The 291-nt window shown below is 45.7% G+C and carries 1 protein-coding gene; it reads left to right on the forward strand.

Annotated features, from left to right (window positions below; all coding sequences use genetic code 11):
• Positions 1–69: 69 nt before the first annotated feature.
• Positions 70–291 (forward strand): DUF1722 domain-containing protein (locus tag SPADD19_RS11180; protein WP_128861653.1); only part of this gene is annotated, 222 nt, incomplete at its 3' end.

Below are 291 nucleotides of genomic sequence, written 5' to 3' on the forward strand. Positions count from 1 at the left end.
TTATAACTTCACTCATTTCCATGGTATAATGGGAGGACTATTGATAGAGAAGATCAAAAGGAGACACGAGTGGATCAAAAACATCACTGTCAAGTCCTATGGGCGAAAAATAAATACCTGGTACTCAGTCGTTCCAGTAATCTCTACAAGGAAATCCGGGAGTACCTCAAGCAAGACCAGGTAGAGGTCAGCCACGTCGAGGACCTAATCCAGCAAGCGCTAGCCCTGCCGGAAAATCGTGGCCAAGTCTCCAATGCCTTTCAGCATATCTGGGGCTATTTCAAAAAGCAG

Source organism: Streptococcus parasanguinis (assembly GCF_001578955.1).
Classification (GTDB): domain Bacteria; phylum Bacillota; class Bacilli; order Lactobacillales; family Streptococcaceae; genus Streptococcus; species Streptococcus parasanguinis_U.